Source organism: Pantoea stewartii subsp. stewartii, assembly GCF_008801695.1.
Classification (GTDB): domain Bacteria; phylum Pseudomonadota; class Gammaproteobacteria; order Enterobacterales; family Enterobacteriaceae; genus Pantoea; species Pantoea stewartii.
Genome location: NZ_VZPF01000224.1, coordinates 1 through 559 on the forward strand (window position 1 = coordinate 1; position 559 = coordinate 559).

1 protein-coding gene is annotated in these 559 nt (G+C 42.6%); it reads right to left on the bottom strand.

Annotated features, from left to right (window positions below; translation table 11 throughout):
* Positions 1-220: hypothetical protein (locus F7Q90_RS26980; RefSeq protein ID WP_151161180.1), on the bottom strand; the 220-nt coding region annotated here is incomplete at its 3' end.
* Between the last annotated feature and the right edge of the window lie 339 nt (positions 221-559).

Genomic DNA, 559 nt, shown 5'->3' on the forward strand with positions numbered 1-559 from the left:
AGAAAACGCTGATGCCAGACAGAACACCGTCATACGCAAGCATGTAACGACTTGATTTTATGTTATCTGAAACAACCGTTTTCATAGTACCACAGCATAAAATCCATTTATTCAACAAAGCCAAACCGCCACTAACATTCTGTGGAAAGGTATGAATAAAGTCACTGACTTGGTATTTTAGGGCTGCTTTGACCCTGACCCAAAATCCTGTTCCATTCATAAACACAATTCCGGCATGATTAATACTCCCCCGAGCGGACATAGAGCAGCGGGGAGAAAATGTAGTTGCCCGAAACGGGGATGAGGTAATTGTGATTATTTTTTATGTGGTATGTCATTGAGGGGATATGAGGTACACCCGCCCACAGTAGGATGAAGATTAAATAATTGTAAGCCACTAATATTTTAGAATAAACCAACCATAATAAGGTATAATCGTAAGCGTCACATTTAAACCGTCTGTGCAGCGGGCTCCGGTTCCGGGAAAATAGTGTCCATCATTTTTTAATGGACACTATCGCGTGAAACACCGGACATGGCTCCTTGAGGCGCTTCGCCT